The 25537-nt window shown below is 36.5% G+C and carries 15 protein-coding genes; 3 read left to right on the top strand and 12 right to left on the bottom strand.

Features of this window, described 5'->3' with window-relative positions:
- Window positions 1–670: 670 nt before the first annotated feature.
- The 5 genes from BXY64_RS05270 to BXY64_RS05250 all read right to left on the bottom strand — a co-directional run bounded on the left by BXY64_RS05270 (window position 671) and on the right by BXY64_RS05250 (window position 8109).
- Window positions 671–2848, bottom strand: coding sequence for a S9 family peptidase (locus BXY64_RS05270; RefSeq protein ID WP_120238870.1), 2178 nt, complete (start codon window positions 2846–2848; stop codon window positions 671–673).
- A gap of 283 nt (window positions 2849–3131) precedes the next feature.
- Entirely contained in the window at window positions 3132–3860 is a 729-nt protein-coding gene (locus BXY64_RS05265) for a hypothetical protein (protein ID WP_147375901.1), read from the bottom strand.
- A 318-nt stretch (window positions 3861–4178) separates the two neighbouring features.
- Window positions 4179–4688 (bottom strand): flavodoxin, encoded by a 510-nt coding sequence (locus BXY64_RS05260; RefSeq protein ID WP_120238868.1) that lies wholly within the window; start codon window positions 4686–4688, stop codon window positions 4179–4181.
- Window positions 4689–4711: 23 nt separating this feature from the next.
- The gene (locus BXY64_RS05255; protein WP_245996597.1) at window positions 4712–6802 is read right to left on the bottom strand and encodes an alpha-ketoacid dehydrogenase subunit alpha/beta; all 2091 of its coding nucleotides are present in this window, start codon (window positions 6800–6802) and stop codon (window positions 4712–4714) included.
- A 2-nt stretch (window positions 6803–6804) separates the two neighbouring features.
- On the bottom strand, window positions 6805–8109 hold the full coding sequence (locus BXY64_RS05250; protein ID WP_120238867.1) for a dihydrolipoamide acetyltransferase family protein: 1305 nt from the start codon (window positions 8107–8109) through the stop codon (window positions 6805–6807).
- A gap of 280 nt (window positions 8110–8389) precedes the next feature.
- On the opposite strand from BXY64_RS05250, the gene BXY64_RS05245 reads away from it, so the two are divergent.
- Entirely contained in the window at window positions 8390–8773 is a 384-nt protein-coding gene (locus tag BXY64_RS05245) for an SRPBCC domain-containing protein (protein WP_120238866.1), read from the top strand.
- Window positions 8774–8863: 90 nt separating this feature from the next.
- Here the strand turns inward: BXY64_RS05245 and BXY64_RS05240 are convergent, their stop codons facing one another.
- From BXY64_RS05240 to recQ, 7 genes are all read right to left on the bottom strand, one after another.
- On the bottom strand, window positions 8864–9070 hold the full coding sequence (locus BXY64_RS05240) for an RNA-binding S4 domain-containing protein (RefSeq protein ID WP_110363871.1): 207 nt from the start codon (window positions 9068–9070) through the stop codon (window positions 8864–8866).
- A 42-nt stretch (window positions 9071–9112) separates the two neighbouring features.
- Window positions 9113–10345 carry a nucleoside recognition domain-containing protein gene (locus BXY64_RS05235; RefSeq protein ID WP_120238865.1) on the bottom strand — a complete coding sequence of 411 codons (1233 nt, stop codon included), beginning with the start codon at window positions 10343–10345 and terminating at the stop codon, window positions 9113–9115.
- A gap of 32 nt (window positions 10346–10377) precedes the next feature.
- Window positions 10378–14616, bottom strand: coding sequence for a hypothetical protein (locus BXY64_RS05230; RefSeq protein ID WP_120238864.1), 4239 nt, complete (start codon window positions 14614–14616; stop codon window positions 10378–10380).
- Window positions 14617–14848: 232 nt separating this feature from the next.
- Complete coding sequence (locus tag BXY64_RS05225; RefSeq protein WP_120238863.1) at window positions 14849–17401, bottom strand: NACHT domain-containing protein; 2553 nt, start codon at window positions 17399–17401, stop codon at window positions 14849–14851.
- 121 nt (window positions 17402–17522) lie between these two features.
- The gene (locus BXY64_RS05220) at window positions 17523–18290 is read right to left on the bottom strand and encodes a LytR/AlgR family response regulator transcription factor (RefSeq protein WP_120238862.1); all 768 of its coding nucleotides are present in this window, start codon (window positions 18288–18290) and stop codon (window positions 17523–17525) included.
- A gap of 93 nt (window positions 18291–18383) precedes the next feature.
- Window positions 18384–20501: a S9 family peptidase gene (locus BXY64_RS05215; protein WP_120238861.1), complete on the bottom strand. Its 2118-nt coding sequence runs from the start codon at window positions 20499–20501 to the stop codon at window positions 18384–18386.
- 97 nt (window positions 20502–20598) lie between these two features.
- Window positions 20599–22713, bottom strand: coding sequence for a DNA helicase RecQ (gene recQ / locus BXY64_RS05210; RefSeq protein ID WP_120238860.1), 2115 nt, complete (start codon window positions 22711–22713; stop codon window positions 20599–20601).
- A 231-nt stretch (window positions 22714–22944) separates the two neighbouring features.
- Here recQ and BXY64_RS05205 point away from each other — a divergent pair, with 231 nt between their 5' ends.
- Both BXY64_RS05205 and BXY64_RS05200 read left to right on the top strand, forming a co-directional pair.
- Window positions 22945–24126, top strand: a complete 1182-nt coding sequence (locus BXY64_RS05205) for a CD0519/CD1768 family membrane protein (protein ID WP_110361603.1) — start codon at window positions 22945–22947, stop codon at window positions 24124–24126.
- Between the two features lie 150 nt (window positions 24127–24276).
- Window positions 24277–25218, top strand: coding sequence for a hypothetical protein (locus BXY64_RS05200; RefSeq protein ID WP_211334407.1), 942 nt, complete (start codon window positions 24277–24279; stop codon window positions 25216–25218).
- The last annotated feature ends 319 nt before the right edge of the window (window positions 25219–25537 follow it).

Raw genomic sequence — 25537 nt, 5'->3', positions numbered from 1 at the left:
CCAAATTTTACAAAGTAGGGCGTTGCCCCACTCTATTGCTAACGCCTCTTCGAGGCTACACGTAATGACATTGCTCCTCAAGAAGAGGGAAATGGCTGCAACATATTTATACTATCCTCAAATTTTAAATTCCTTCTCCTTGAGGAGAAGGTCCCGACAGGGGGATGAGGTAGGAACAAAATAACTAACCTTCTTTCTCAATTGAATCCCGTAGGGAACAACGCACAGGAAAAGCCCCTTTAGGGCATACGCGTCAACCTAAGCCGTAAGGTTTATATTTTCAGGAAATTAGTTCACCCCTCTGTCCTGTCGGACATCTCCCCTGAAAAGGGAGAACGCAACAAATAAAGGTTCTGCTGTAAATTGAATTGTGAACTATCGTTGAATCTTAGCCTCTTTCCCTTACAGGGAAAGTGCCGACAGGCGAAAGGGTGAAATTGAAATGCAAAAACAACTTCGATGATTATCAAACTTATATATGTATTAAGTTGACGCGCACACCTTTAGGGGTTTGGGGTATATTCCTTTAACTTGACCACATTCTTTAATAACAAACCTCTACACAAAAAAGAGGCGCATCAAGCGCCCCTCCCCCCATTTATCTGATCTACCAACAATTCCAATATTGGTAACTGATAATTCTTAATTGATCATTGTTAATTGTTAATTGTTACAAGTTTTCCTTCAAAAAATCCACCATCTTGGTAAACAAATGCAATCTGGTTTGTCCCCCGTAAATGCCATGATTGCGATTGGTATACAAGAACATCTCGAATTTTTTATTGTGCTGTACCAACACCTCCGACAATTCCAATGTATTCTGTACATGAACATTATCATCCGATGTTCCGTGAATCAACAGGAACTTTCCTTTTAACTGATCTGCAAAATTGATTGGTGCATAATCATCGTATCCTTCCGGATTTTCTTGTGGTGTTCTCAGGTAACGTTCCGAGTAGATGCTATCGTAATAACGGTAGGTAGTTACCGGTGCCACCGCAATTCCTGCTGCAAACACATCTGCTCCGCGGAACATACAAAGCGAAGACATCTGTCCTCCAAAACTCCATCCATACACACCAATTTTATCGGCAGCAATAAATGGCTGCTTTGCCATGTACTTTCCGGTTTCAATCAGGTCGATGGCTTCCAGGTTCTGAATCTGCATGTAGGTACATTTCTTGAATGCCTCTCCGCGTCCGCCAGTTCCACGGTTATCTACTACCACAACCACAAAACCTTCTTGCGCCAAATACTCCAACCAGTCAAATTTATATCTATCCAAAACTTGCTGTGAACCTGGTCCGCCATAAAAGTGCAACAATGCAGGATATTCCTTGTTCTCATCAAAACCTACCGGTTTCATCATCCATGCATTCAATTTCACACCTTCCGATGTTTCGAACGAGAAGAACTCACGCTTTGGAATCTCGTACTCCTGCAATCTCTTTCTCAAATCCTGGTTGTCTTCCAGGGTACGAATCAACTTGCCTTTGGCATTGTGCAATGTTACTACGGTTGGCACTCCATTGGCCGAGTAATAGTTGATAAAGTATTTGAATCCCTTGCTGAATTTTGCCGAGTTTGTTCCTTCTTGCTCGCTCAGCTTCTGAGTTCTTTTTCCTTTGATATCTATCGAGTAGATTTCTCTTTGCAATGGAGAAACGGCTGCAGCCTGGTAGTAGAACAGTTTCTTGTCCTCATCATATCCCAGGTACTTGCTCACTTCCCAATCGCCTTTGGTTACCTGGCGAACCAACTCGCCTTTCATATTGTACAAATAGATGTGGTTGAATCCCGACTTTTCGCTGGTTACAATAAAGTGTTTGTTGTCTTTCAAAAAGGTCAAATCATCGTTCACATCAACCCAAGCCTTGTTCTTTTCTTCGTACAACAAGTTGGTTTTACCGTTGTCAGCATTTGCCAGCAACAACTCGTAATGATTCTGATGACGATTCATTCTCACCAAACTCAAAACCTTCGGATCTTGTGTCCATTTGATTCTTGGAATGTACTGATCGGTTTCTTCTCCCACATCCACCGTAGTGGTTTTCTTGCTTTCCAAATCGTATACATGAACGCTTACTAGCGAATTCTTCTCTCCCGCTTTTGGGTATTTGAAAGTATAGTTTTCAGGATATAGTGCGTTTGCTTTCTTTTCAGGATTCATGCCTTTAAACACAGTCATATTGAACTGTTTCACTTCGCTTTCATCAAAGCGCATGTAGGCAATTCTTTTGCCATCAGGCGACCATTGGTATGCCTGCCAAAACGAGAACTCCTCTTCGTATACCCAGTCTGGCGCACCATTAATAATGTGATTGTATTTTCCATCGAAAGTAAACTGTGTCTCCTTGCCAGATTTCAAATCCTTAACAAACAGATTGTTCTTTCTAAAGAAACAAACCATTTCTCCTGATGGAGAGAAATCTGCCAATTGCTGTCTTCCTTCCGATAGTTTTTCAAGACTCTTTTTGTCTCTGTCATATACAAAAAACTCTGCCGAGAATGAATGACGATAGATGTCTTCACGATTCGTTGTAATCAAGATCTTTCTTTCGTCTGCAGAGAATTGATAACCATCAATTCCTTTTATATTTTCCTTATTCAAGGCTTTCAAATCAAAAATAAGCTCTTCCTTTTCGCCGGTAGCATAGGCATATTGCTCAATTTTTTGTCCCTGCTTTAATACCGTATAGCTTTCGCCGCTTTTCATCGATCTTAATCCGTAAACCGATCGGGCATAGAATGTTCCTTTGTTGGTAATATCTTCAAGCTGGAAGCTTTTTTGTGCCTGCACACCAAATACGCACAAAAAGGCAAGTAATAGTAATGTTAGTTTGTTCATTGTTGAGTTTGGTTCATTAAAATACAACCCACTGCTACATCAACATGAGCGTGAGTTTCAATTTTTATTTAATTCATTTTTATTGGGAAATAGCCACACAAGGCTATATCTATCCCTGTTTAGAGATAGAGAGGTGTTGCTGTATCAACAAATCCAGCATTCGTAAAGACCTTTGTATGATCTGTTTTGTATTATAGATAATTCCGAATTCATAATTACCATGTAGATTCGGTAAATCTAATAATTTTGTACTATTACATCGCAGTAGAAAGCAATAATATTTTTATTTAACCACAAACCTAATGTAGCTTTCTTTATATACAACTGTATCTTTCCATGATTTTTCTTTTGAGGATAATCCTCGAAGATCGTCTTCGTTAATCATGTTATTACCTCCTAAATAAACTGACAAACTTCTTAAGGCATCATCATAATAGGAATGATTTGCAACGAGACAGTGATAAACATGAATTTCATTATCAACTTCCTTAACATGCAAGGTTTTAAATAGCTTAAATGATTTCTTAAATCCAGATGTTATAGGTAGTTGAGATTCTTCAATTACTTCAGGGGCACATTTTAACAATGGCAATACTAATTCACCATTGGTATTGTATATGATGGTATCATGCATACTTATGTTTGTGTAAGATTCTTTACGCTGCAAATGAAATTTATAACTTAACTCTTTACCATCTGTAATCCAATCAATTTCACCTTCATTATCTGAGCTAAATTTAATTTCTAAATCATACCGATTAAATATGTCCTTATCAGAATCAAAAAACTCATCATACTGTGCATTTTCATCATATATCCATCTGAAGTTATTTCTCGCAATAAAATCATTGATTATTTCATTATCCTCTACTACACCATTATTTGTATACATCTTAACCTTACCTTCTACAAAATCCGATCTTACAAATGTTTGTGAAACATAGTCATCTTTATCGCATGATATGAATACACTTAGGATACATAAGTATAAAATTGCTTTTAGTTTTTTCATCATTAAGGGATTGTAATATTAGATTTTAGGAACTACAAGATATAAAAACATTTAAACTAAAACAATTCATAAAATTTACTTATATAAAACACAAACTTGAAATCCGAAAAATTTATCTTCTATTACCTTCACAAACATTAGCAAATAGCTGTTTAAACAAAAAAAGAGACGCAACACCGTACGTCTCCTCTATTAATTTCATCTTTTAAAATTTGCATTTATTTGCAAGATGGAACTCTTGATGAATTTTAATCATTCTCGTGTATTTATTTTAGAATATTAAAATTCATGTTCGTTTCATTAATTATTTGCTATCGCTTAATTGAATTCCGCTTTCAACTGTTCAACCCAATCTTTAATTCTATCGTTGCTCAATGCAGCCTGATTTTCGATATCCAGTGCAAGACCTAAGAATTTTCCATCACGCAAAGCTGCCGATCGTTCGAATGTGAAGCCTTCAGTTGATGTCAATCCAATCACTTTTGCTCCTCTTTCTTCCAAAGCATTGGCTAGAATTCCAATGGCATCCACAAAATTTTCAGGATACCCAACCTGATCACCCAAACCAAACAAAGCAACTGTTTTGCCTTTTAGTTTCAGGTCTTCAATGGCTGGCATAAACTCATCCCAATAGTTTGGCAATTCGCCATCGAACCAGGTTGGAACACCCAATACCATATTGTCATAGCTCAGGAATGTTTCCTCGTCTATTTCTTCAACATTTACTTTGTCGATATCCGCAGCATCACCAAATGCATTCTTAATTTTCTCTGCATTCTTCGCTGTCTTTATTGTATTGAAACTATAGAATAATCCTATTTTTTTCATTTGTTTCACATTTTAATCAAGAATTAGTAATCCAACAGATCTTTGACTGCTGCGTAAATCTTATCGTTGTTTGGAAGAATCGCTCTTTCCAGAATTCTATTAAATCCTACAGGAGTAAATGTTGATCCCACACGTTTTACTGGCGCATCTAACTTTTCAAATGCCTCTTCAGTAATCATTGCTGAGATTTCTGCTCCAAATCCTGAGAATACTTTGTCTTCGTGAACAACAAGCACTTTATTAGTTTTCGCTACCGATTTCAATACCGTTTCTTTATCCAAAGGAATTAAAGAACGAAGATCGATTACTTCCACCTGCTTGCCTGATTCTTCTGCCAGTTTATCTGCAACTTCAACACACATGTGAGTGGTGTTTCCGTATGTAACGATTGTCAAATCAGCACCTTCTCTTCTTACGCGTGCCTTACCAAAAGGTACTTCGAAATCTTCCGGTACTGGAGTGGCTGCCTTAGGATCGTTGTACAGAGCCTTTGGTTCCATGAATACCGTCATCCCTCTCGAACGCATGCTGGTTCTTAACAAACCTGCAGCATCATCCGCATATGATGGATAAACAATTCGAACTCCTGGGAAGGTTGTTAATGCCCCTTCGATATTTTGGGAGTGATACAATCCTCCACCAATGTATCCACCTGATGCCAAACGAACCGTAATATTTGGTGAGAACTGACCTTTCGATCTCCAGTAATCGTGAGTCGTATCCACGAACTGTTCCATTGCCGGCCAGAAGTAATCCGCAAACTCAGCACCTTCAACCACAACTCTGATCTTATCGTTAAAACGGCTCATACCATTGGCTGTTCCCATGATAAAGTCTTCGGCAATCGGAGCATTGAACACTCTTTCCTTACCAAACTCCTGCTGCATTCCTTTCGAAACGTTGAAGATTCCACCTTTGTCTTTGTTGGCGATATCTTGTCCCCAAATGTATGTATCTGGATTGTGACGGAATTCTGCTTTCAGGGTTTCGTTCAAACCTTCAATCAGCTTTTTCTCATTCCCTGTAAAGTCATGTGTTCCTTCCGGATATTTCTCTGATACGTAGGCTTCAGGCAATACGAAATCATAAATAGATGCCGGATCAGGATCCGGTGCAGTTAAACCTGCTTTGTGTGCTTTTTTAACTTCCTGCTTCACCTCTGCCTCAATGGCCTGAAGTTCCTCTTCGGTAAATCGCTTGTAGCGAACCAACATTCTGCGGTACTTCGCCAATGGATCGTACTCCTGTACATAGTTCAATTCAGCGTTATCGCGATACAGCTCGTGACGATCTGAGTTTGAGTGTGAACCCATTCTCACACAGTTGGCCTGCACAATAACAGGAGTTGAATTTGCCATGGCATATTCTTTGGCTTCCAATACTGCGTTCATCGAATCAAACACATCTTTACCATTACAGTGAATGATTTTCAGGTATTTCATTCCTCTGAAGTTGTCTGCTACCTTACGGTTTGCAGTTTGATCTTTCTTAGGAACAGAAATTCCATATCCATTATCCTGAAAAACAAAAACAACAGGCAATTGCTCATTGGTTGCTCCATTAATGGCCTCATACACGTATCCTTCCGACACCGATGATTCTCCCTGTGAGCTAAACACCACACCTTCGTGCTTGTACTTCTTCATGGCACGACCAACACCTACTGCATGCAGCGTATGGTTTCCCGTACATGATGATACATTGTGAATGTTCCACTCTGGTTTTGCAAAGTGATTCGACATGTGTCGTCCACCACCTGCAACATCTGTATCTTTCGAAATTCCGTTAAAGATTACCTCTTCGGCTGTTAATCCAGCTGAAATTGAGGTTAGCATATCTCTATAGTAAGGGAATAAATGATCTGTTTCTTTGTTGAACACCTGACCAATGGCCAACTGAATTCCATCATGTCCTGCATAAGGTGCATGATAGGACCATCCAATCGCCTGCTTCAGATAGTTAGGTGCCTTTTCGTCTAACGCTCTACCAAGAGTCATTAAATGATACCAACGACCCAACAATTCTTTGGAAGTGTTCTTAATACTAAATTTTTTCGTCTCGGTCATCTTCTTGTTCTTTTCTTTCTCAACTGAGGTTAATTCTAATGTTTCCATAATTAAATAGATCTGTTGATATCAAATTCTTCCAGGTAGTCTGCAATTTTTCTTAGGAATGCTCCTCCTAAAGCTCCATCCACAACTCTGTGATCGTATGATAGAGACAGGAACATCTTTTGGCGCGGTACAATTACATCTCCGGCAGGAGTTTCCATTACCGCTGGTTTCTTTTCGATGGTACCAACAGCAAGTATCGCTACCTGTGGCTGGTTAATAATTGGCGTACCCATTACATTCTTAAACGATCCAAAGTTCGAAATGGTGAATGTTCCACCTTGAATGTCATCCGGGTTTAAATTATTATTTCTTGCATCATCGGCCAGCTGATTCATATCATTTGCCAAACCAATCAGGTTCTTGTGATCAGCATTTTTTACTACTGGTACAATTAGATTGTTGCTTGGCAATGCAACAGCTACTCCAATGTTAATATCCTTCTTTAAAATGATATTGTATCCATCAACCGATGCATTGATTCCTGGAAATTCACGAAGCGATTTTGCAACTGCTTCAATGATAATTGGCATAAAAGTCAATTTGGTCTTTTCTTTCTTAAAGAATTCATCCTTTACTTTACTTCTCCAATTCACCATGTCGGTAACATCAGCTTCAACCATGGCGGTTACATGAGGAGAAGTTTGCTTCGACATCACCATATGATCGGCAATAATTCTTCTCATACGATCCATCTCCACAATTTGATCCTGCGCTCCAACTGACATGGAAACTTTTGGCTTTTCGATTTCCTGTGCTACAGGTTTTGATGCTTGTACTTCTGGTACTGCTTTCTCAGCAGGAGCAACAACTGATCCATTTCTCTGAGATAGGTAATTTAATACATCTTGCTTTTGTACTCTACCATCCTTACCTTTTCCTTGAATCGAATCTAATTCGTGAATGGAAATATTCTCATTTTTCGCAATACTCTTCACCAATGGAGAATAAAAACGACCACTTTCTGATTTAAAATCATCTACAACTTCAGCCACAACAGTTTCTTCAACAAGCACCTCTTCCTTGGCACTTTGTTCTTCCACAGGACTATCTGCAACATCATCAGCATCACCCATTGCAATTACTGCAACAACTTCTCCAACAGGAACCAAATCATCCTCTTTAAAGCGAATTTCAACTATCTTGCCTTCTACTGGAGAAGGAATTTCTGAATCCACTTTGTCCGTTGCAATTTCAAAAAGCACATCATCTTCTTCAACCTGATCGTTCAGTTTCACGAACATTTTTGTGATAGTAGCCTCTTGCACACTCTCACCCATTTTGGGCATTAGAATTTCAAAGCTAGACATATAACTTATCGTTTAATATTTATACTCATATTTAAATGTATCGATACAAATATAAAATTTTATTCTTATTTAGACTTGTTTAAGATTAAATATTTTGCAATCTCTAGATTACACTTTTCTATAAGCTTATCGATTTTACTAAATCGTAACATGTTTGAAATCATACAAGTCAGCATTTACAGCAAATTCCCCCGCTTTTTAAGCTTTCTGAATTAATTACAATTAACTAAAGGAATTGTTAGCATTTTGACTTAATTTTGCAATCACAAATCAGAATCTCATGAAAGAATTTACCTATCAATTTAATATTAGCGCAAGTCAGGAAGAAGTTTACACTGCTTTAACCAATTCTTTTCAAATTGAATTATGGACTGGATACCCTGCCACAATGGATGATAAAGTTGGAACTGTTTTTTCTCTTTGGGAAGGAGATATTTCAGGATGCAATTTGGAGATGGTCAAAGACTATAAGATTGTCCAGGAATGGTTTTTTGGAGAAACTGAAAACCCATCAATTGTTAGCATGATCCTGAAAAAGGCTGGAAAAGATACTCGTATTGAATTAACACATACAAACATTCCTGATGATGCTTATGAAGAGATTGTAGAAGGTTGGAAGGAATATTACTTGGATTCAGTGAAGAACTTTCTTGAATTCTATTAATGGTTTTTAGCTTTTGGCTATAGGCCTTTAGCTAAAAAAAGCGCAAGAACTTAAATGGTTCTTGCGCTTTTTTTATATCGATCATTATTATTATTCTACGATAATCACCTCATCGAATATCTCAATTTTATCACCTGGACGAATCTTAGCTCGCTTTCTGGTTTCAACTTCACCATTTCGCATTACAATTCCGTCTTCTACAAATATTTTAGCCTGTGCCCCACTTTCACTCACACGGGTTGCTTTTAAAAGCTTAATAAGTTCGATGTATTCTGTATCTATTTTAAATGTGATCATGTTTTCAATTTTTTGAGCAACAAATGTAAGTCAAATCATTTTCTAATGAAAGAACAAATAAGCAATTAATATGGCTGCAATAATTCCTGCAAAATCAGCAATTAAACCACAAGTAACCGCATATCTGGTATTCTTGATTCCAACCGCACCGAAATAAACTGCAATAATATAAAATGTGGTATCTGTTGCTCCTTGCAATGTAGATGCCAACCTTCCCACAAAGCTATCTGCCCCATGCGTGGTCATTGCATCCACCATCATTCCTCTTGCTCCACTTCCGCTCAATGGCTTCATCATTGCTGTTGGTAAGGCTTCAACAAAATCGGGATCTACCGAAAGTAACAAGCAAAGTCTTCTCATGCCTTCTACAAAAAGATCCATTGTTCCTGACGCTCTGAAAACACCAATTGCAACCAATATGGCAATCAAATAGGGTATGATCTTTATGGCAATATTAAATCCTTCTTTGGCTCCATCGATGAAACTTTCATATACATTCACCTTATTTTTAGCTGCCAATAAAATAAATGAAATAATAATCCCAAACAGGAACACATTACTTACAACCGTTGAAACTGTCGTAATCTGTTCTTTTTCCAGGCTAGAGAAATATGCTATGATTCCAATGATAATGGCAGTCAATCCTCCCAAATAAGACAATATGGTTCGGTCCCACAATTTGATTTTTTGCACGATTGACACACTAATTAAACCTGCAATGGTAGAAAAATAGGTCGCCAGTAATATTGGTATAAATATATCCGATGGATTCGCAGCTCCCAATTGAGCACGATATACCATGATGGAAATCGGAATAATCGTCAGGCCCGAAGTATTTAAAACCAGGAACATGATTTGAGCATTCGAAGCTTTATCCTTATCGGGATTGGCTTCCTGCATTTCCTTCATTGCCTTTAAACCAAGAGGCGTGGCCGCATTATCCAATCCCAGCATATTGGCTGCCAGATTCATCATGATTGAACCATGTGCAGGATGACTCTTAGGCAATTCCGGGAACAGCTTGTTAAAGAATGGCCCTATTAACCTTGAAAATACTCTTACAATTCCACCATTCTCACCTATTTTCATGATTCCCAGCCAAAGGGTCAATACGCCCGTTAATCCAAGAGAAATATCGAAGCCTGTTTTGGCCATGCTAAAAGTAGAATCAATCATTGCCGGGAATACATCCAAGTCTCCCCAAAAAATAAGCTTGATTAAACCTACAACAAAGGCAATCAGAAAAAAGAAAATAAAGAGATAGTTTAATGCCATACTGTGTTCTTAAATAGAATGAAAATACAAAATTACTTTTTGCTTCGTTTAGATTGAATCATTTTAAGCCTTTCTTTTGGATAATCTTCACCCGATTTTAATTGAAGTGCTTTCTTGTAATAAAATCTGGCTACCGTCAAGTTTCCTTTATCAAAGGCAGAATCAGCTTTTGTAATGACTTCCTCATACTCTTTATCCAACTTCTGGTTTTTATTCGATTTCAACAACTCATCAATCTTCTTCAGTTGATTTTTAGGATATTTCTCCTTTTTGTTCAAAGCAATTGCTTTATTGTAATAAAATTTGGCAACCGAATAATGATTCGCAGATAACTCCTTGTCACCTTTTGCAATCAGCTGTTTGTATTCTTCCGATAAAGCAGAGTTCCTCTCATCTCGAATTAATTTGTCAATTTCCTTCAGTTGTTTCTTCGGATATTCTCTATTAAACATTCCCAAAGCTCTTTCATACATCACTTTCGAAACCGTGTATTGAGAGGTTTGAAAAGCATTGTCCGCCTTTTGAATCAATTCTGCATATTCTCTTTCTTTAATGATAGAAAGTTTCTTCTCGAAATTCGTTGGATTGTTTGCAATTGCTTCTTGTTCTGCATTTTTTAAGGCCTGCAATCTTTCATTGATTTCCTCTAACTTCTCTTTTGGATATTTCTCCTTAGGCTTAATTTCCAATGCTGCTTTGTAATGATGTCTGGCAACACTAAATTGTTCTTTTTTGAAGAAACCCTCTGCCTTTTCCAGTTCTTCACTATATCTTAAATTCAACTCTTGCTCTTTTCTTTCCGCTATTGCTCTGCGTTCCAGAATCACTTCAATTTTCTTGATTTGAGTTTTTGGATACGACTCTTTTGGCATTAAGTCCAGAGCCTCTTGATATTTCAGTACTGCAAAATCGTACTCCTCATTGGTAAATTGCTTATCCGCTATTTCAATTAATTTGTCATACTTATTTTTCAACTCTGATTTTGCATTCGCTTTTCTTTCCAATTCAGCTAAAATCGCTTCAATTTCATCTATTTTACTTTGTGGATATTGTTCTTCTGGTTTTAGCTTCAATGCTCCATGATAATCTCTTGAAGCAGAATTCCACTTTTCTGATTCGAAATATTCATCTGCCGACTTAATCAATTTCAGATATTTGTTCTCATTCAATTGCTTCTCCGCTAAAAGCTTTGCTTCTTCCTCTGCTTGTCTCTTTTGCTCAGCAAATATTTCCGAAATCTTCTTTAATTGTTCCCTTGGGTACAGCTCAGCAGGTTTCATATTTAGCGCATCTTTATAGCTTTCACGCGACAAATTGTATTCCTGATTTTCAAACTGAGAGTCTGCCATAGCAATAACAGAAGCATATTTCTCATCCAAGGCTTTCTTCTCTGCTGCCAAGCGTGCTTCTTCATCAGCCTGTTGTTGCTGTTTTGCCAACAAATCATCAATCTTAGCAATCTGTTTTTTTGGATATTGCTCTTCAGCTTTCAATGCCAAAGCATCAGAATAAGAAGTTTTCGCTGAGGTATAATCTTTTGATTCGAACTGAGAATCTGCCAAGGTAATGATAGCTGCATATTTCTCATCCAAAGCTTTTTTCTCTGCTGCCAAGCGTGCTGCTTCATCAGCCTGTTGTTGCTGTTCTGCCAACAACTCGTCGATCTTTGTAATCTGCGATTTTGGATATTGTTCCTCTGCTTTCAATGCCAAGGCATCAGAATAAGATGTTTTCGCTGAAGTATAATCTTGTGATTCGAATTGAGAATCTGCCAAGGTAATGATAGCTGCATATTTCTCATCTAAAGCTTTCTTCTCTGCTGCCAGGCGTGCTGCTTCATCAGCCTGTCGTTGCTGTTCTGCCAGCAATTCATCAATCTTTGTAATCTGCGATTTTGGATATTGTTCCTCTGCTTTCAATGCCAAGGCATCAGAATAAGATGTTTTCGCTGATGGATAATCTTGTGATTCGAACTGAGAATCTGCCAAAGCAATAATGGATGCATATTTCTCATCTAAAGCTTTCTTCTCTGCTGCCAAGCGTGCTTCTTCATCAGCCTGTCGTTGCTGTTCTGCCAACAAATCATCAATCTTAGCAATCTGCGATTTTGGATATTGTTCCTCAGCTTTCAATGCCAAAGCATCAGAATAAGATGTTTTCGCTGAGGTATAATCTCCCGATTCGAACTGAGAATCTGCCAAAGCAATGATGGATGCATATTTCTCATCTAAAGCTTTCTTCTCTGCTGCCAAGCGTGCTGCTTCATCAGCCTGTTGTTGCTGTTCTGCCAGCAATTCATCAATCTTTGTAATCTGCGATTTTGGATATTGTTCCTCTGCTTTCAATGCCAAGGCATCAGAATAAGAAGTTTTTGCTGATGGATAATCTCCTGATTCAAACTGAGAATCTGCCAAGGTAATGATAGCTGCATATTTCTCATCTAAAGCTTTCTTCTCTGCTGCCAGGCGTGCTGCTTCATCAGCCTGTCTTTGCTGTTCTGCCAATAAATCATCAACCTTAGCAATCTGTGATTTTGGATATTGTTCCTCAGCTTTCAATGCCAAGGCATCAGAATAAGAAGTTTTTGCAGAGGTATAATCTCCTGATTCAAACTGAGAATCTGCCAAGGTAATGATAGCTGCATATTTCTCATCTAAAGCTTTCTTCTCTGCTGCCAGGCGTGCTGCTTCATCAGCCTGTCTTTGCTGTTCTGCCAGCAATTCATCAATCTTAGCAATCTGTGATTTTGGATATTGCTCTTCTGCTTTCAATGCCAAGGCATCAGAATAAGATGTTTTCGCTGAAGTATAATCTTGTGATTCGAATTGAGAATCTGCCAAGGTAATGATAGCTGCATATTTCTCATCTAAAGCTTTCTTCTCTGCTGCCAGGCGTGCTGCTTCATCAGCCTGTCGTTGCTGTTCTGCCAGCAATTCATCAATCTTTGTAATCTGCGATTTTGGATATTGTTCCTCTGCTTTCAATGCCAAGGCATCAGAATAAGAAGTTTTTGCTGATGGATAATCTCCTGATTCAAACTGAGAATCTGCCAAGGTAATGATAGCTGCATATTTCTCATCTAAAGCTTTCTTCTCTGCTGCCAGGCGTGCTGCTTCATCAGCCTGTCGTTGCTGTTCTGCCAATAAATCATCAACCTTAGCAATCTGTGATTTTGGATATTGCTCTTCTGCTTTCAATGCCAAGGCATCAGAATAAGATGTTTTTGCTGATGGATAATCTCCTGATTCAAATTGAGAATCTGCCAAGGTAATGATAGCTGCATATTTCTCATCCAAAGCTTTTTTATCTGCTGCCAGGCGTGCTGCTTCATCAGCCTGTCGTTGCTGTTCTGCCAATAAATCATCAACCTTAGCAATCTGTGATTTTGGATATTGCTCTTCTGCTTTCAATGCCAAGGCATCAGAATAAGATGTTTTTGCTGATGGATAATCTCCTGATTCAAATTGAGAATCTGCCAAGGTAATGATAGCTGCATATTTCTCATCCAAAGCTTTTTTATCTGCTGCCAATCGCGCCGCTTCTTCAGCTTGCTGTTGCAGTTCTGCCAGCAATTCATCAATCTTTGTAATCTGTGATTTTGGATATTGCTCTTCTGCCTTAACAGCTAAAGCTTCATTGTAAGCCATTTTGGCTTCTTCATATTTCTTTCCCCTAAAATTAATATCACCCTTTTGAATAGCTGCATTATATGCTTTTTCTTTAGCCAGTCGCTGTGCTTCCAATTCTGCAGCTCGTCTTCTTGCCTCTTCTTTGGCCTTCTCGATAGCTTCCCTAATCTGAGCATCATATTCTGTATCATATTCAAAATTATCCAACTCCTTGTCGTACATGATCATTGCCATCGGCTGATCAAAGATTGAAAGATCTAATCCTTCATAGGCAGGGAACAGATCAATTGCAAACTTAAATGGAGGAAACTGACTATCCCTGCTCAATACGTCTTCGGGAACAAATGTGGAAATACTAACTTTCTTGGTTACAAAACCTTCCTTCGAGAATTCGAACATATAATCATGTCCAAAATCCATTTCATAATTGAATTTACCATTACTGGGAATGGATTTAGACTCTAATTTATTTGCATTTTTATAAATTGTCAGAAATGTATTATCAATACTTCCATTTTCGATTTTCACCTTTCCGGTTACTGAATATTTCTCTTGTGCAGAAATAGAAAAACTACAAAAAACCAGAAAAACGACAGTGCACAATTTTATTATAAACTGCAGATTATATTGAGAAAAATTCATATTTATGGATCATTTAAGAATACGTTAAAACTAACTATTGCTTTCAACGTTTTATTCATGTACTTATTATTCTTGATTTAAAAGAAGTTCCCATTTATACATGGGTAAAACTTTCCTAAATCACAATAATCGTAAAGTTATAATTTTGAAGCGGAATTGTAATATAATAAACAAAATAAAGCTGTTTGCCTAAACAAACAGCTTTAAAATTAAAGTGAATTTGTGAAGAGTATTATACTAACAATGCCTCTAAAGTATAGCTAGACGCATATTTCTTTAATAATCGTGTTTCCTCTAAGATACAAATTTGTTCTTTGGTCTTCTCATTAATGCCATTGTAAAAACGTGCCATTTTCCTGTAAAGGCTTACTGTACATGAATGATATTTTGTAAATTCGCTTAACTCAATTGCCTTGTTAAAAAATTCCTCAACTTTCTGAACCTTGTTCTTTTCCTGGTAACAAGTACTCAAAAATGAGTTATAATATATTTGTAGGTAGTAATTTTGAGATGAGTTAACTTCACTTTTACTGTTTAACAAATAGTCAATTTGTTCTTTGCTTATAGTCATTCCCAGTGAATACTGTGCAAAAATCTTATAGCATTGTAACAATTTATAATTCGACGACCAACCCTTATCTTCTTCACTTTTATACAAATGTTCCGCATCATCTACCAATTGTAAAACCTTGTGGTATGATTCCATATAGGTTAATGCCATGCAAAGAATTAATTCAAATTCTCCGTCAACCGCACTATTTACTTCTGCATATTTTAAATATGCCATTTCTCGGTAATAGAACAGTTTAAACAATTCAATATCATCGGTATCATTACCTATAAAATGATTGTACATTAAAACTGCTGCCAATCGTATTGCTATTGTAAAACCTGAACAGCTTGTATCTGCTTCTTCCTGCGCCAATTCATCGTAATAAGCCGTTGCCTTGTCTGATTCATAACTAAACATTGCAGATATCAGCAATAAACTTAGAGATCTAATTCTTAAGTTTTTTGTAGCACCATTTTTCGCAAATATTTCCAGAACTTCCTTCGATTGATCTTTAACATTTAAAGTATCCGAAAATGCTTTCGAAAATATTTTCTCTGACTTCTTATTTTCAGCTAAATGCTGAATTAATTCAAACTTGTATTTTTCTGTATAAATAGAAGATTTAAAAATGGTTTCCAATACACATGGAGCAGAAATGGTATCATCACTTAACTCAAACAGATTTTTTAATTCCATGTGTTTGCCACTCAAAAATGCTGATTCTAGCAAATAAGAAATTAATCTATTTTTCAACTCATAGCCCTGATAATCCTCATCAACTTTTTTAATAAGTTCAAAGTTCAATTCTCCATTCTTCTCAATAAGACTTATTCCAATTAATGTTTCAAATAGTACCTCGTTGGTAATCTTTACATACTTGCAGTAATTGTTCTTTTTATTGGTAGAGATGTATTCAGTAATAATTCCAAAAGATAATAACTCCTGGTAGGCAGCATAGTAATCTCCTGCTGTTTTTAAATGAATTGGAAATTTTTCTCTTAATTCCAATTTTTTAGCTGAGGTTCCTTCCTTACCATGATTTATTAGGTCCAGAATGGAATATAAAATATCAATTTTCTCTTCAGAATAGCGTGAGTAATAAACCTTATTCTTAATGTACTCACGCATCAATTCATATCCTTTATTTAGTTTATGAATGTTATTGGGAGAAAATAGTTTGATAAACAATTCCAAAAAAAATGGATTAGAGATAACTTTCTTCTGCAAGTATGTTAAATCATCAACACTAACATTGGGTGCATATTGAAGATTTAAAGTTTTTTCAAGAACTCTTTGAATCTCTTTATGGTTTAATGGTGGAATATTTGCCTCATTTATCTTTTCGGAATCATCATTTAAATCGTACCAACAATCTTTCAAAGCATTTGATTGAAAAACAAAAGGCATAGCAAATTTTTGCCAAGTTGTATTTCTGGAGGTTAAAATCAGTTTAACTTTATCAGAATCCTTAAAGTTTAAAATAAACTGCTTAAGCTGCAAGAATACCCTCTCCAACTTAAAATTATCATAGGTAATTTCATCCAATGCGTCAATCACGAAAATAATTCTACTCTCGCATGCATTCGGATGTTCAAGGAAATATTTTAAAGAATCCTTTTGTGTAAACTTAAGCTGATCCTGCAACCAATCTTCCAGCTTAAAATCTGCATTCAAAAAACTGATCATCATAGATGCATTCAAAAATAGAATCACATCATCGTTTTTCTTATTAAGCCATTTTCTTTCAAACCACTTGGCAATCATGGTTGATTTTCCAAATCCACCTGGCGCAATAAATGCCAAGGCACTATTGCCTGAATTCAAAAACTTATCTATTCTCAGCTCTGCCTCTTCTCTAGGAGTTACTGCATTAAAAGGAATTCCAGATTGACCCGAAATATATTTGTAAGTATCCGTGCTAAAAGAAATTGCTTTTTTATAAAAATCAGACCAGTTTTCTTTTGGTGCAATTTCTTCTTTTGGTTGATATTCCCAATAATTACAAAAATGCTCCCAACTTTGGTAACCCAGATAACCAGATAAAATATTTAATGTGTATTTGGCAGGTGTAGTAGTGCTTTTTAAAAAACCGAATAATCTTCTAATTGTAGTAGTACTGATTCTGCTACCTGTTTCTTCACAAATTGTATCTGCTAAAAATTTGCAATCTTTGGTGTAAACCAAATCTTCACCAAATTTTTTGAGAATTTCAGATTTTAATTGTTCAATCATAGTAGTGGTTCTTCAATTTCAACGTGAAAATACTGAAGAAAAACAGCCTTTTCAATGCATAATTCGCCACTACGTAATACTAATTTCCGAATACGTAATTTGAGTTTGTGAATACGTATTTCTATTTTTTAGAATCTGGTAAAAAATCAGCTATATTTTTTAATCTTTTTAGGAATTCGGCTTTTCTACCCTCTGATATTTCAATTTCCTCTTTGTTCTCAAGTATCACTTTTCCTCCTCTTCCCTTTACGTAATTATCAACAAAATTTAAGTTGATTAAATGCTTGTTGTGTACTCGACAGAACATTTCAGATGGAAGTAATTCTTCGAAATTAGATAAGGCTTTTGAAACCATAATAGATTCCTCGTCTAAAAAATAAAAGTGAGTATAGCTACCATCGGCTCTACAGTAGACAATCTTTTCGATCTCTACTACCTTTAGTCCATTGGAAGTTGGCAATACAATCTTTTTGTTTTGATTATTCAAACTATCAAACAATACTTGAATCTTTTCATTCAAATCCAAATCTTTATGATTCTCTTTGTAACGTTCAACAGCAGCCTGTAATTCTATGTAGTTAATTGGTTTTAATAGATAATGCAAAGCCGAAAATTGAAAAGCTTTGATCGCATAATCATTAAAAGCAGTTGTAAATACCACTTCAAAATCACGACTTTTGATCTTTTGTAGTACTTCAAATCCATCACCATCGGGCATAGAAATATCTAAAAAAACCAAATCCGGATTCAATTCATTTATTGATTCAACTCCTGATTTTACATTATGTGCAAACCCAACAATTTCAATCCCAGTACAATATTTCTCAAGCAACTTATGAAGAGTTGCCTGACTCTTCATCTCATCATCAATAATTAAGGTTCGAATCATAAGCGTAATTGTTTTTTATAGTCAGAATCGAATTTTAAATATACAAAAAAAGCGCCCGAAACGAGCGCTTTTCCATTAACATTCTTATTTTTTTTATTCATCAATTCCTATCTGATCAAAAACAAAAGCATATTCTAAAGCTACTTCTTTTAGTCTTTCAAATCTTCCTGATGCTCCACCATGTCCAAAGTCCATATTAGTTTTTAACAACAATGGATTATCATCAGTTTTCACATCTCGAAGCTTAGCTACCCATTTAGCTGGTTCCCAATACTGTACTTGCGAATCATGCAATCCTGTTGTTACCAGCAAAGCAGGATAACTTTGCGCTTTTACATTATCGTAAGGCGAGTAAGATAGCATGTAATCGTAATACTCTTTGTTCTTAGGATTTCCCCACTCATCGAATTCACCTGTAGTTAAAGGAATAGACTCATCCAACATGGTAGTTACCACATCAACAAATGGAACAGCAGCAATTACACCTCTATACAATTCTGGTTTCATATTCACAATTGCACCCATTAGTAAACCTCCAGCACTTCCTCCCCAGGCGAATACCTTATCTTTTGCTGCATATCCTTCTGCAACCATGTGCTCTGCGCATGAATTAAAATCGGTAAATGTATTTTTCTTTTTCAGCAACTTTCCATCTTCATACCAATATCGTCCCATTTCCTGACCACCACGAACATGAGCTGTTGCAACTACAAATCCTCTATCCAATAGACTTAAGCGAACCGAACTGAAGTAAACATCCGAACTAGATCCATATGAGCCATAAGCAGATAGCCAAAGAGGATTTTTCCCTTTTTGAAACTTATCTTTTCGATACACCAAAGAAATTGGCACCTTTGTTCCATCTTCAGCTGTCGCCCACAAGCGTTTGGCTTCGTAGTTATCTTTATTAAAACCACCAAGAACCTCCTGTTGCTTCATAATTGTTTTCCCTTTTGTTCCCATATTGTAATCTATGGTAGAACTAGGCGTAGTTAGTGAGGTATATCCATAACGCAATACATCTGATTCAAATTCCGGGTTAGCAGAAATCCATGCATCGTAAGTTTCTTCGCCAAAATCAAGATAATGCTCTTTTCCAGTTTCCCAATTGCGAATTCGAAGTTGATTTAATCCATTCTTACGCTCCCCTACAACAAGATAATTCTGGAAAATTTCGAAATTGCTTAAGAATACATCCTCTCTATTGGGTATCATTTCAACCCAATTCTCCTTTGTGGTTTTATTCACAGGAGTTTTCATCATACGGAAATTCTTCGCTTGATAATTTGTTCTGATATAAAAGTGATCTTTATAATGGGCAATTCCATATTCCAAGTCTCTTTCGCGAGGCTGAATTACCTTAAATTCACTATTAGGCTTGCTTGCATCTATATATCTGTATTCTGAAGAAACGGTACTACTAACTCCAATCATGATATATTTTCTTGATTTGGTTTTATAGCAGAAAGTATAGAAAGTATTATCCTTCTCTTCATAAACCAATTCATCATTCTTTGATGAAGTTCCCAAAACATGCTTGTAAACTTTATGAGGCAAAAGTGTTTCCGGATGTTTAACCGTATAAAAAACGGTTTTGTTATCGCTAGCCCAGGTTATTCCTCCTGTTGTATTTGCAATTTCATCGGTAAATACTTTATCACCAACTAAGCTCTTAAACTTTATAGTGTACTTTCTTCGGCTTAAAGTATCTTCTGAGTAGGCTAAAATTTTATTATTCTCGCTTACTGAATAGCTACCAATATTATAATAGCTAAATCCTTTAGCCATTTCCGGAACATTTAACATGATTTGCTCTTTAGCATTCAGTTCCCCTTCTTTTCTGCAATACAAAGGATATTCTGCATCACCTTCGGTTCTGCTGTAGTAATAATATCCGTTTGACTTTGCAGGAACCGATTCATCCGTCTTTTTAATTCGAGCAACCATTTCATCGAAAAGTTTCGTTTGAAACTCTTCCGTATGTTTCATAACTGCATCGCAGTAATCATTTTCCGCAGTCAAATAATTAATAACTGCAGAATCTTCACGTTGATTTAACCAGTAGTAGTTGTCTATTCTGGTATGGTCATGAATTTTTAGTTCTTTAGAGATTTTTTGAGCAACCGGCGGATCTGGTAAGTTAACTTTCTGATTGCATGCCACCATAAACATAACCATTATGGCAATGCTTAAAATTGATCTTGTTTTCATGTTTAGTTTAAATTTAAAGGTACAGGTTAATTAGATTGAACCCTAAATTTAACAAAAACATTTCAATGATCAATAATTATTTTCCAATAGCACAAGATTATGAAGAAGTTACTTTAAGATATGAAATGGCCAAACGTATTTTGTAATACTCTATTTCCTCGCCCATATACATGTACAATTCTTTGATGTTTTCTGTATAGTTTAGGGAACGAAATGCATTTTCAACCTGCTCTAATTCACGAGAACTAAAGAATTCATATAAATCGATATCAGCTCCCTTCTCAAATAAAGAGGCCAAATGAGAATATATCGTAACCGGATTTACTTTTCGTATACTAGCAATTTCATCCACCGAAAACCCTTGCTTGTAATATTCGTAAGTTTTGTAGAATGATTCTCCGCTTTTTTTGGCTTCACGATTTTTGCTTTGCTGAAAATTTAATATTTCATTAATAAACAATTCTCCATAAAGCTGATATTTACGAACTCCAACTCCCGAAATCAATTTCATCTCGAATTCGCTGGTTGGCTTATCCTGAGTCATTTCATGCAATGTGGCATCTGAGAAAATCAAATATGGCGGAACATTCTCATCCCTGGAAATTTGTAATCGCAGTTTACGAAGAGCTTCAAACAAACCTTCTCTATCAAGCTGCTTGCTTGTCTTTTTCTCAATTGGTTTAACCACAGGATCTGATTTCATTGAAGCCAAATGAACCAATTTCACCAATCGTTCTCCAAAAAGTACTTCTTTGGCTTGCTCGGTTAATCGCAAGGCATTACCATGATCGTAAGCAACAGTTATATAGCCAAGATTTAATAGCTGGAGTAGATATTGCTGCCAATCCTGATGAGCAATGTCTTTCCCCGCTCCATAGGTTTTAATTTGGTTGTATCCTTTGCTTATGATATCCTGACGTGAAGAACCTCGTAAAACATCGATTAACGTTCCCGCGGCAACTTGTTCTCTCAAACGAACCACTGCTGAAAAAGCTTTCTGTGCAATTATGGTTCCATCGAACAATTGAGGTGGATTTTTACAAACATCACAATTGCCACAATCCTCTTCCAAGTGTTCACCAAAATAACTCAACAAAATTTTTCGTCGACATATTTGAGCATCACAAAACTGCTGAATGCGCTCCAGTTTGGCATGCGAAACCTCTTTAAGTTTCGACTCATCAATAAATTTACGATGTACAATTACATCCGAGAAGCTATAAAATAAAAGTGTATCCGCTTTTAATCCATCACGTCCGGCACGACCAATTTCCTGATAGTAGGACTCTATATTTCGAGGTAAATTATAATGAATTACCCAACGCACATTTGATTTATCGATTCCCATACCAAATGCAATGGTAGCACAAATAATAGGCACTTCATCATTAATAAAATCCTCTTGTCGTTTGGCACGCTCTTCGGATGATAAACCTGCATGATAATAAGCAGCATTAACACCAGCATTTCGTAATTTTTCAGCCAAGCCTTCCGTGGCTTTCCTGCTTAGGCAATAGATAATACCTGATTGATGTGGACGTTGACGAAGAAATCCCAAAATGGATTTGAACTTATCACGCCCGGGAGCAACAGTTAAACTCAAATTTGGTCTGTCGAAAGAAGAGATGAATCGTTCAGGATCTGTTAGATTTAACTGAGAAACAATATCCTTTTGTGTAAGGTTATCTGCTGTAGCTGTAAGAGCAACGATTGGCACATGAGGAAACTGCTTCTTCAGATAGGCCATTTTTGTATACTCCGGACGAAAATCATGTCCCCAGACCGAAATACAGTGAGCCTCATCAACAGCAAACAAATTTACTTTAAGCTGTAACATCAGATAATAGAAATCCTGACTTAGCAGTTTTTCCGGAGAAACATAGAGTAATTTTATTTGACCTGCAACAAGCTTTTCAATAATTTCAGCCTGCTGATTAGCGGTTTGCGAACTATTCAAAAAATCAGCAGAAACACCATTTGCACGCAAGCCTTCCACCTGATCTTTCATTAAAGCAATCAAAGGTGAAACAACAATGGTAACTCCTTCCATGATAATGGCAGGAATCTGATAACATATCGATTTCCCTCCTCCTGTTGGCATAATCACCAAAGCATCGTTCCCTTGCAAAACAGAATTGATTACCTTCTCTTGCAATGGACGAAATTTATCGTATCCGAAATATTTTTTTAATGCGTTTGATGCTGCTGACATGCCGAAATTTTAATTGGGATGACAAAGCTAGTACAAATCGGCTGAAGAATAAAGAAGAATTTATCAACAAGCCATAATTTAGACTGTTTTACCAACTATAAACATGATAAAAAACAATATGATTTTGCAACATATTAAGATATTTAAAAAGCTGATAAAGATCATATAAAAAAACTGCATGAATAATATACATTTGCAGCAAATAACAAACTCAAACATACGACCTAAACTATGAACGCAATTAAATCTATCAAGGAGACAGATTTTTTGAAGAAACGAAGATACGAAGCCGTAATGTTTCTTCTGACATTTTTCGGGATTTTTGGATACATTGGCCACACAATGGGAGTATCCAATATGCTGAATACAATTATGCAAACAGCATGGGATTTGCTAATGAATACTGTATTCTACATTATGGGAATTACTGTTCTTTCCGGCGCTTTAGGAAAACTATTAATCGAATTTGGTGTAGTAAGATTATTGGAGAAAATGCTTGCTCCATTGATGAAACCATTATTCAATTTGCCTGGAGTTGGTGCATTGGCAGGAGTTCTTACCTTTTTATCGGATAACCCAGCTATCATCAGCTTGGCAAACGACAAAAACTTCAGCAAATATTTCAAAAACTACCAGTTGGTATCATTAACCAACTTTGGTACAGCTTTCGGTATGGGTTTGATCGTGATTACCTTCATGTCAACTCTTAAAATTCCTGGTAACGATGAAAACATGTTTATTCCAGCATTAATTGGTTTGGTTGGAGCTCTATTTGGAGCTGTTGTTTCAACCAGATTAATGCAAAGATTAATCAGAGGAAAAATTCCTGTGCGTACCGACAATGATTTTGAAGGTGCAACAGAAAAAATCAGCTTTAAATCGGAAGGTAGTGTTTTCTTAAGATTCCTAAACTCGATTTTGGATGGTGGTAAATCAGGTGTTGACCTTGGTTTGGCAATCATCCCTGGTGTTTTGATCATTTCTACTATGGTAATGATGCTAACATTTGGACCAAAAGATCCAACAATGGGATACCAAGGTTTAGCATACGAAGGAGTACCATTACTGCCTAAACTAGCTGGATATGTTTGGTGGTTATTCGAAGGTTTATTTGGATTCAAATTTCCTGAATTGATTGCTTTCCCAGTTACATCATTAGGTGCAGTTGGAGCTGCTTTATCGCTGGTAAAAGCTTTCTTGGCCAAAGGAATTATTGATGGAAATGTTGTAGCCGTTTTTACAGCAATGGGAATGTGCTGGAGTGGATATTTAAGTACACACACAGCAATGTTGGATACATTAAATTATCGTGAACTAACTTCTAAAGCCTTACTTTCTCATACCATAGGAGGTATTTTAGCGGGTACCTTTGCCCACTACCTATATGTTTTGGTAAGTATGTTGCTTTATTAAAATATTATCACACCTAAATAATTATGCCATCTCGTTAGAGGTGGCATTTTTTTATACATTAATGGTAATTATTCAGGATTAAGCAAGAATTAACTCTTCCATTAAGTCCTTAAGTGTAGTTTTGAGCATCAATCATTAAATACATTTCAAATGACAATTCTAAAAAAGCTATTCTACATTCTAATTTTAATTGGTGTTGCCTCGTGTAATTCTTGTGACAAATCGGATAACAATACCGATGCGAGAAAAGAGGAAGTACCAAGTTCTCCGGCAGGAAAATATTCTGCGATTTTTGGTGGAGGCCCTTTTTATACTGGTGGTATGGAAGTGATCAACGATTTAAAATCATCAGGTTTCTCAACTGTAATTTTATGGACCATCCACATCAAAGAAGATGGAAGTATGAATTACAACGATACTCCAATAATCAATTCGGATGGTGAATTTATTGGTGATCCTGAGTGGAAATCCAGATTGGAACAATTGACAACAGCTCCAACTTCTGTTGATAGAATAGAATTGGGAATTGGTGCCTGGGGAGCCAAATCGTGGCAAGTGATTAAGGATTTAATTGCCAAAGAAGGCACCGGACCTGAAACAAAATTATATAAGGCTATTCAAAAATTGCAAGATATAACTGGTGCTACAGCAATTAACTACGATGATGAAGTTACTTTTGATGTTGCTTCTACCGTTGACTTTACATTAATGTTAGCCGATATGGGATTAAAAGTTGGCTTGTGTCCTTACAACGAAACTGAATATTGGAAATCGGTTTATGAACAAGTTGAAGCAGAAAAGCCAGGAACAATCGACCGTGTTTACCTGCAATGTTATGCCGGAGGAGCAAAAAATAAGCCTGCTGAATGGAACCAGTACTTTGGAAAGCTAAAAGTATCGTATGGACTTTGGTGCCGAAATGGTGAAAACTGCCAAAATGGAGATAATCCAGCCACGATTGGTGAAAAAATTACAAGCGAAAAAGAGAATATCGATGGTGGATTTATTTGGTTGTACGATGACATTCAAAAGTGTGCGGCTTATGGAAAATCCAGCTCCTATGCGAAAGCAATTAATGAAGGTTTAAAATAGATCGCACAATATATAACTGTAAGTGCCATCTCTATTGAGGTGGCACTTACTTATTATCCAAAATATTTTAATTTGTTTTTTTCCAAATCTGAGTTTCTGAAAGGTTCTAATATTGAAAATAGCCCTTCGCTGACTTTCTGAAAGGAAATTACATTGTTTTTTTCAGAAATCTGAGTTTCTGGGACTTTTTACAAGGCATTTTTCAAAAATCTGGGTTTCTCAAGGCAAATTTTATTGCAAAATTGACTTCTCTAGATTTCTGAATGCTATTTTTCTTTGAAAATTTAAAAATCTGAGAGTTTTACTCTCATTTTCAAGA

The sequence above is a fragment of the Marinifilum flexuosum genome (assembly GCF_003610555.1).
Taxonomy (GTDB): Bacteria; Bacteroidota; Bacteroidia; order Bacteroidales; family Marinifilaceae; genus Marinifilum; species Marinifilum flexuosum.
Note: the sequence above shows the minus strand (reverse complement) of the source record. Positions and strands in the feature narration are given on the sequence as shown.